The organism is Streptomyces sp. CO7 (genome assembly GCF_053474865.1).
This window is the reverse complement of sequence record NZ_JBRIOU010000004.1, coordinates 245,844-254,117: the sequence shown is the minus strand read 5'-3', so window position 1 is coordinate 254,117 and position 8,274 is coordinate 245,844. Positions and strand designations below refer to the sequence as shown.

The window sequence follows — 8,274 nt, the reverse complement described above, 5'->3', positions numbered from 1 at the left end:
CACCCCAGGCCGGCGGAGCCCGCCGTTTCCCCGCCCAGTCGGCGCCGGCATCGCCGTCGGCGTCGGCCTCTGCGTTCGGCGGGCTCCGCCGGCCTGGGGTGTCTGCCGTGAGACAGCCGGGTGTTCGGCCCGGTGTCCGGGCCGCCGGTCCCTCGGGCCGCGGGACGCCCGGCAACTCGTGCGCACGGCCGGGGAACCGGCGCGTTCGTGCAGCTCGCGGGCGACATCCCGGACGTTTCCAGCGTGTAACGCGACCCCTGAACGGCCCACTGCTACAGGTGATTTGCCGGGTTCGTCAGCTGTTCAGATCTCAGCTAGGTATCACCACTATGCGGACTGTTCTCCTCGCGTAGAGCCCTGAGTAATGTTCGATCGGTCAGCAGGCACCCACCAGTGAACCCCGGAGTGGCCCCGTATGCGCATAGTCAAATCCCGCGTCGCTCGGGCGATAACGGCCGCCTTGGCGGTCGGAATGATCGCGTCGGCGTGCACGAGCGAGCGCGACAATGAAGGCTCCGGCGACGGCGCCAAGGACACCTTCGTCTTCGGCGCCCCGGGCGACCCGAGCTCGCTCGACCCGGCGCTCGCCAGCGACGGCGAGACGTTCCGCGTGACCCGCCAGGCCTTCGAGGCCCTGCTGGAGCACGAGTCCGGCGGCAGCAAGCTGGTGGGCGGCCTGGCGGAGACCTGGGAGAGCAACCCCGAGGGCACCGTCTGGACCTTCAACCTCCGCAAGGGCGTGAAGTTCCACGACGGCGAGGCGTTCAACGCCGCCGCGGTGTGCGCCAACTACGACCACTGGTTCAACTGGGCCGGCACCTACCAGTCCAGCGCGGTGTCCTACTACTGGCAGACCGTCATGGGCGGCTTCGCCAAGAACGAGGACAAGGAGGCCCCCGAGGCCAACTACAAGTCCTGCACCGCGAAGGACGAGAACACCGCCGTCATCGAGGTGAAGAAGCCGACCGCCAACCTCCCCGGCGGCTTCTCGCTGAACGCCCTGGCGATCCACTCGCCGAAGGCGATCAAGGAGTACGAGAAGCAGGACGCGACCGCCAAGGGCGACGCGATCACGTACCCCGAGTACAGCCAGAAGGCCGGCACGGTCGCCGGTACCGGCCCGTACAAGATCAAGGGCTGGAACAAGGGCAACAAGGAAGTCACCCTCGAGCGTTTCGACGACTACTGGGGCGACAAGGCCAAGGTCAAGAACATCGTCATCCGTACGCTGGACACCGAGGAGGGCCGTCGTCAGGCGCTCCAGGCCGGTGACATCGACGGCTACGACCTGGTCGCGCCCGCGGACGTGAAGACCCTCGAGAAGGAGGGCTTCCAGGTCCCGACCCGTGGCGTCTTCAACCTCTTCTACGTGGGCATGTCCCAGGGGGCCGAGCCGGCCCTGAAGAAGAAGGAGGTCCGCCAGGCGATCGCGCACGCCGTCGACCGCCAGAACCTGGTCTCCACCCAGCTGCCCGAGGGCGGCAAGGTCGCCACGCAGTTCATGCCCGACACCATCGCGGGCTACTCGGACAAGGTGAAGCAGTACCCGTTCGACACCGCGAAGGCCAAGGACCTGCTGAAGAAGGCCGGGGAGGAGAAGCTCAAGATCGAGTTCTGCTACCCGACCGAGGTCACCCGCCCGTACATGCCTGCCCCGCAGGACCTGTTCGAGCTGATGAAGGCCGACCTGGAGAAGGCCGGCATCACCGTCACCCCGAAGCCGATGAAGTGGGCCCCGGACTACCTGGACGCCACCGAGGCCGGTTCCTGCGCGCTGCACATGCTCGGCTGGACCGGTGACTTCAACGACGGCTTCAACTTCATCGGCACCTGGTTCGCCGAGTACGACAAGCAGTGGGGCTTCAAGGACAAGAAGCTCTTCGAGACCGTCAACGCCGGTTCCACGCTGACCGGTGACGAGCGCACCGAGGCCTACAAGAAGGCCAACGAGGCGATCATGGAGTACCTGCCGGGTCTCCCGGTCTCCTCCTCGCCTCCGGCCATCGCGTTCGGCAAGAACGTCGTCCCGCCGAAGGTGTCGCCGCTGACGCAGGAGAACTTCGCCGAGGTCTCCTTCAAGTAAGCCGCGGTACCCAGGCACCGCATCCCCGCTCCGCCCGGCCGCCGCACCCAAGGCGGCCGGGCGGACGCGTCCATCAGGCAACACGTACGTCAGAAAGGGGCATGCGCGGTGCTGCGTCTCGTCGCACGAAGACTGCTCCAGCTCATACCCACGCTGCTGGGCCTGTCGGTCCTGCTCTTCATCTGGCTCAACCGGCTTCCCGGCGGCCCCGCCTCAGCGATCCTGGGCGAGCGCGCGACCGATGCCGAGGTCGCGAGAATCAACCGGCTGCTGGGCCTCGACCAGCCGCTCTACGTCCAGTACTGGCGCTTCCTCAAGCGCATCGTGGAGCTGGACCTGGGCACCTCGGTGCAGACCGGACAGCCGGTGTGGGACGAGTTCACCCTCCGCTTCCCGGCCACCGTCGAACTGTCGCTGCTGGCCATGCTGATCGCCGTCGCCATCGGCGTTCCGCTGGGCTACCTCGCCGCCAAGCGCCGCGGCGGATGGCTGGACGTCAGCGCCGTCTCCGGCTCGCTGATCGGCATCTGCATCCCCGTCTTCTTCCTGGCCCTGCTGCTCAAGCAGGTCTTCGCCGTCCACCTGGGCTGGTTCCCCAGCTACGGCCGCCTCTCCACGGGCCTGAACGCCACCGACGTGACCGGGTTCGCCACTCTCGACGGCCTCCTCACCGGTGAGTTCGACGCCACCTGGGACGCGATCATGCACCTGGTGCTGCCCGCGCTGGCGCTCGCCTCCATCCCGCTCGCCGTGATCGTGCGCATGACCCGGGCGAGCGTCCTGGAGGTGCTCGGCGAGGACTACGTCCGCACCGCCGAGTCCAAGGGCCTGCACCCCAAGGTGGTGCGCGGCCGTCACGTGCTGCGCAACGCCATGCTGCCGGTCATCACCGCGGGCGGCCTGCTCACCGGCTCCCTGCTCTCGGGCGCCGTGCTGACCGAGACCGTCTTCTCCTTCAACGGCATCGGCCAGTTCATCCGCACCGCCATCGACGGCCGTGACTACCCCGTCCTGGTCGGCTTCATCATGTTCATCGCGATGACGTACGTCCTGATCAACCTGCTGGTGGACCTCGCGTACAGCCTCATCGATCCGAGAGTGCGGGTGCACTGACCGTGAGTATGACCAAGACCGAGAAGATCCAGCGGCTCGCGGAGCTCACCGCCCGGGACGAGACCACCAGCGGCGCCAGCCTCTGGAAGGAGGCGCTGCGCCGGCTGCGGGGCAGCAAGATGGCGCTCATCGGCGGCGCGATCATCCTGCTCTTCCTGATCGTCGCCGTGGTCGGCCCGTGGGTCGCCCCGTTCTCACCCACCGCGCAGACCTGGCGCAGTGAGGTCTTCCCCAACCAGGGCAAGTTCGTCAACCCGCGCGCCGAGAACTGGTTCGGTCTCGACCACCTGGGCCGCGACCTCTTCTCGCGCTTCCTGGTCGGGGCGCGGCAGACCCTGCTGGTCGGTGTGGTCTCCACGCTGATCGGCCTGATCGTCGGCGCGCTCATCGGCGGGGTCTCCGGGGCCGCGGCCACGCTCGGCGGGGACGCCGGCCGTCGCTTCGACTCGGTGATCATGCGCTTCATCGACATGATGCTGGCGCTGCCCTCGCTGCTGCTCGCCGTGTCCGTCGCCGCCGTGATGGGCCAGTCCCTGACCACGGTGATGATCGCGGTCGGCGTCGTGCAGGTGCCGATCTTCGCCCGGCTGCTGCGCGGCTCGATGCTCGCGCAGGGCGGCGCCGACTACGTGCTCGCCGCCCGGGCCCTCGGCATCCGCAAGCGCCGGATCGTGCTCACGCAGATCGTGCCGAACTCCCTGAGCCCGGTGATCGTGCAGACGACCCTCACCCTGGCCACCGCGATCATCGAGGCGGCCGCCCTGTCCTACCTGGGTCTCGGCAACCCCGACCCCGCGGTCCCCGAGTGGGGCGTGATGCTCTCGACGGCGCAGCGCTTCTTCGACAACGCGCCGCTCATGGCCGTCTTCCCGGCCGTCGGCATCATCATCACCGCCCTCGGCTTCACCCTGCTCGGTGAGTCCATGCGGGAAGCCCTCGACCCGAAGCTGCGAGGCTGATCCACCATGCCACTTCTCTCAGTCGACGAACTGACGGTCACGTTCACCGGAGCGCACGGCCGCAGGACGAACCGCGCGGTCGACGGCGTCTCCTTCCAGGTCGACCAGGGCCAGGTCGTGGGTCTGGTGGGCGAGTCCGGCTGCGGCAAGTCGGTCACCTCGCTCGCCCTGATGGGCCTGCTGCCCTCCAAGGGCGTCGAGCTGGGCGGCCGCGCCGACCTCGACGGCGACAACCTGCTCACCATGAGCCGCAGCAAGCTGCGCGACCTGCGCGGCCGGCGGATGGCCATGATCTTCCAGGACCCGCTGTCCTCGCTGAACCCGGTGATCCCGATCGGCGTCCAGGTCACCGAGATCCTGGAGCGCCACCGCGGCCTGAAGGGCGAGGCCGCCCGCAAGCGCGCCGCCGAGCTGCTCGACCGGGTCGGCATCCCCGACCCGACGCGGCGGCTCAAGGAGTTCCCGCACCAGCTGTCCGGCGGCATGCGGCAGCGCGCCATGATCGCCATGGCCGTCGCCTGCGCCCCCGAGCTGCTGATCGCCGACGAGCCGACCACCGCGCTCGACGTGACCATCCAGGCGCAGATCCTGGAACTGCTCAAGGAACTGGTCGACCAGGAGGGCACCGCCCTGCTGATGATCACGCACGACCTGGGCGTGGTCGCCGGCCTGTGCGACCAGGTCAACGTGCTCTACGCGGGCCGGGTCGTCGAGTCGGCGGCCCGCCGTGAGCTGTTCGCCCACCCCTCGCACCCGTACGCCAACGGTCTGCTCGGCTCCATCCCGCGCCTGGACGCCCCCCGCGGCGAGCCGCTCACCCCGGTCCGCGGCTCCATCAACGACCGGATCGCCTGGACCGACGGTTGCGCCTTCGCGCCGCGCTGCGACCGCTACGAGCTGGACTGCCTCGGCGGCGCCCCCGGCCTGCGCGAGCCCCGGGTCGCCGGTCACCAGGTGCGGTGCGTGCACCCGGTGCTGCACGGCAACGGCGAAACCGACGATCTCCGGACCGAGGAGGTCCCCGCATGAGCCTGCTCGAACTCGACGGAGTGAAGGTCCACTTCCCCGTCAAGAAGGGCGTGATCTTCGACCGCGTGGTGGGCCATGTGCACGCCGTGGACGGAGTGTCGCTGAAGGTGGAGGCCGGGCAGACCTACGGCCTGGTCGGTGAGTCGGGCTGCGGCAAGACCACCCTGGGCCGGGCCGTGCTGCGGCTGGTCGACATCACCGAGGGCGAGGTCGTGCTCGACGGCACCGACCTGGCCAAGCTGCCGCCGGAGGAGATGCGCCGCTTCCGCAGCCGGCTCCAGATGGTGTTCCAGGACCCGCTGGGCTCCCTCAACCCGCGGCAGAACATCGAGTCGATCCTCTCCGAGGGCATGGCCGCCCACGGCATCGGCGCGAGCCGTGAGGAGCGGCGGGAGAAGATCAAGGCCATCCTGACCAAGGTCGGCCTGCCCGCCGACGCGCTCTCCCGCTACCCGCACGAGTTCTCCGGCGGCCAGCGCCAGCGCATCGGCATCGCCCGGGCGCTGGTGCTCGAGCCCGACGTGATCATCTGCGACGAGCCGGTCTCCGCGCTGGACGTGTCCATCCAGGCGCAGGTGATCAACCTCCTGGAGGACCTGCAGGAGGAGCTGGGCCTGACGTACCTGGTCATCGCCCACGACCTCGCGGTGGTCCGGCACATCTCCGACGTGGTCGGCGTGATGTACCTGGGCGCGCTGGTCGAGGAGGCGTCGAGCGACGCGCTCTACGCCGAGCCGCGCCACCCGTACACCAAGGCGCTGATGTCGGCGGTGCCGGTGCCGGACCCGGAGGTCGAGGAGAAGCGGGAGCGCATCCTGCTCACCGGCGACCTCCCCTCCCCGGCCAACCCGCCCGCCGGCTGCCGCTTCCACACCCGGTGCCCCTGGGCGCGGGAGCGGTGCGCGACCGAGCGTCCGGAGCTGCTGGACATGGGCGACGGGCACCGGGTCGCCTGCCACTTCGCGGCGGAGATCGCCGCGGGCGAGCTGGAGCGGACCGGCGGCGAGGTGGTCGCGGCGGCGCGGCCCGCGGAGCCGGAGACGGCGCCGGTGCCGGCCCAGGCGACGGGTGACGAGCCGGGCTCCGCGCCGGACGCCCCGGACGCCCCGGACGCGGGGGTCGTCAGCAAGAAGTGAGCCGGGCCGGTGATCCGGCCGGTGGTCGAAGGGGGGCGGCGTCCACGGGGCGCCGTCCCCCTTCGCGCGTCCGGTTCAGGTCCCCGGTTCCCGTCCGCGGTTCGCGTCTCCGGTCACGTGGCCGAGGACGTGACGCATTGAACTCCAGGTATCTCGCATGCTGGACCTTCCAATGCAAGGTCGACGGCGGATACCGGGCACAATGTCGAGGTGTACCCGCAACTGTTCAGCCCGGGCGTCCAGCACACGCTCGAACTGGTCGGCATCTTCGTCTTCGCCATATCCGGCGCGCTGCTCGCCGTGCGCAAGAACTTCGACGTCTTCGGCATGGCCGTGCTCGCCGAGGTCACCGCGCTCGGCGGAGGGCTCATCCGTGACGTGGTGATCGGCGCCGTGCCGCCGGTCGCCTTCACCGACCTGGGCTTCTTCCTGACGCCGCTGGCTGCCACCGCCCTGGTCTTCTTCCTCCACCCCCAGGTGGAGCGCATCCAGACCGCGGTGAACGTCTTCGACGCAGCGGGCCTCGGCCTGTTCTGCGTGGCCGGCACGCTCAAGGCGTACGAGTACGGCCTGGGGCTCACCGCCTCGGCCACGCTGGGCATGGCGACCGCCGTCGGCGGCGGTGTGCTGCGGGACATGCTCGCCAACGAGGTGCCCTCGCTGCTGCGCTGGGACCGCGACCTGTACGCGGTGCCGGCCATCGTCGGCTCGGCGATGGCGGCGGTCTGCATCAAGCTGGACGCGCTCACCCCCGCCACCCTGGGGCTGGCCGTCATGGTCGCCTTCCTGCTCCGGCTGCTCGCCATGCGGTTCCACTGGCGGGCGCCGCGCGCCTGGCACCGCCGGTCGACGGTCAAGGAGGTCCAGCCGGAGGAAGCCGCGGTCTGAGGCCGCGGTATGAGGTGGGTCACTGTCGGCGGTGGGAAAGCTACCGCTTAGTAACGTACGGGGTATCGTTCTCCCATGTCAGATGCAGCCTCCGCCCAGGCGACCCGGGCCACGATCGGTGACAGCGAGTTCGACCGGGACAGCACGGTCACCCGCCGGGAGCCCGGCGTGTACGACATCGATCTGCCCGCCGGCTGGACGATCTTCAACGCGGTCAACGGTGGTTTCCTGCTGGCCGTGGCGGCCCGCGCCCTCTCCGACGCGCTGCCGCACGCCGACCCGTTCTCCGTCACCGCGCACTACCTGACGGCCTCCACACCGGGACCCGCCGTGGTGCGCACCGAGGTGGTCCGCACCGGCCGCACCCTCTCCACCGGCCAGGCCTCCCTCTACCAGCAGGACGCGGACGGCAACGAGGTCGAGCGGATCCGGGTGCTCGCCTCCTACGGCGACCTGGACTCGCTGCCCGACGACGTCCGCACCAGCGCCGTGCCGCCGGCCTTCCCGCCCATCGAGCAGTGCTTCGGGCCGGACGACTCGCCGGAGCCGCTGCCGGGCGCGTCCGCCATCACGGACCGCCTCTTCATGAAGATGGACCCCGCCACGCTGGGCTGGGCGCTGGGCGCGCCCTCCGGCAAGGGCGAGGTGCGCGGGTACTTCGGCCTCGCCGACGGGCGGGACGCCGACCCGTTCTCGTTGCTGCTGACCGTGGACGCGCTGCCGCCGACCGCCTTCGACCTGGGCCTCACCGGGTGGGTGCCGACGGTGGAGCTCACCGCCCACATCCGGTGCCGCCCGGCCCCCGGGCCGCTGCGGGTCTCCATCACCACGCGCAACCTCGCGCACGGCTTCCTCGAGGAGGACGCCGAGGTCTGGGACACCGCCGGCCGCCTCGTCGCCCAGTCCCGCCAACTCGCCCGCGCCCGCCTGGCCTGACCTGGGGTCCGCGGTTCCTCACCCCGCACCCGCCCTCCGGGCGGGCGCAGGCGGTCACCCATGGCGTGACGGCTCGCTCAACAGGGCCCGGGGTCCGATGCGGAGCCCCGGTTTCGGGAAGGGGTGGGGT

The 8,274-nt window shown here is 70.2% G+C and carries 7 protein-coding genes; all 7 read left to right on the top strand.

Annotated features, from left to right (window positions below; translation table 11 throughout):
• Window positions 1–415: 415 nt before the first annotated feature.
• The gene (locus ACOV8S_RS13880) at window positions 416–2,083 is read left to right on the top strand and encodes an ABC transporter substrate-binding protein (RefSeq protein WP_448318124.1); all 1,668 of its coding nucleotides are present in this window, start codon (window positions 416–418) and stop codon (window positions 2,081–2,083) included.
• A 108-nt stretch (window positions 2,084–2,191) separates the two neighbouring features.
• Window positions 2,192–3,196 (top strand): ABC transporter permease, encoded by a 1,005-nt coding sequence (locus tag ACOV8S_RS13875; protein WP_448318123.1) that lies wholly within the window; start codon window positions 2,192–2,194, stop codon window positions 3,194–3,196.
• An 8-nt stretch (window positions 3,197–3,204) separates the two neighbouring features.
• On the top strand, window positions 3,205–4,155 hold the full coding sequence (locus tag ACOV8S_RS13870) for an ABC transporter permease (protein ID WP_448318854.1): 951 nt from the start codon (window positions 3,205–3,207) through the stop codon (window positions 4,153–4,155).
• 6 nt (window positions 4,156–4,161) lie between these two features.
• Window positions 4,162–5,184, top strand: a complete 1,023-nt coding sequence (locus ACOV8S_RS13865; RefSeq protein ID WP_448318122.1) for an ABC transporter ATP-binding protein — start codon at window positions 4,162–4,164, stop codon at window positions 5,182–5,184.
• Window positions 5,181–6,320 carry an ABC transporter ATP-binding protein gene (locus ACOV8S_RS13860; protein WP_448318121.1) on the top strand — a complete coding sequence of 380 codons (1,140 nt, stop codon included), beginning with the start codon at window positions 5,181–5,183 and terminating at the stop codon, window positions 6,318–6,320. Before ACOV8S_RS13865 ends, ACOV8S_RS13860 begins: the two co-directional genes overlap by 4 nt.
• A gap of 210 nt (window positions 6,321–6,530) precedes the next feature.
• A complete protein-coding gene (locus ACOV8S_RS13855; RefSeq protein ID WP_448318120.1) occupies window positions 6,531–7,208 on the top strand; it encodes a trimeric intracellular cation channel family protein in 678 nt (225 codons plus the stop codon).
• Window positions 7,209–7,283: 75 nt separating this feature from the next.
• The gene (locus tag ACOV8S_RS13850) at window positions 7,284–8,144 is read left to right on the top strand and encodes a thioesterase family protein (protein WP_448318119.1); all 861 of its coding nucleotides are present in this window, start codon (window positions 7,284–7,286) and stop codon (window positions 8,142–8,144) included.
• Window positions 8,145–8,274: the final 130 nt, after the last annotated feature.

Excerpts from the sequence above, each read along its gene's own strand:
- ACOV8S_RS13865 (WP_448318122.1), top strand. The coding sequence starts at position 4,162 with ATGCCACTTCTCTCAGTCGACGAACTGACGGTCACGTTCACCGGAGCG.
- ACOV8S_RS13860 (WP_448318121.1), top strand. The coding sequence starts at position 5,181 with ATGAGCCTGCTCGAACTCGACGGAGTGAAGGTCCACTTCCCCGTCAAG.
- ACOV8S_RS13850 (WP_448318119.1), top strand. The coding sequence starts at position 7,284 with ATGTCAGATGCAGCCTCCGCCCAGGCGACCCGGGCCACGATCGGTGAC.
- ACOV8S_RS13870 (WP_448318854.1), top strand. The coding sequence starts at position 3,205 with ATGACCAAGACCGAGAAGATCCAGCGGCTCGCGGAGCTCACCGCCCGG.
- ACOV8S_RS13880 (WP_448318124.1), top strand. The coding sequence starts at position 416 with ATGCGCATAGTCAAATCCCGCGTCGCTCGGGCGATAACGGCCGCCTTG.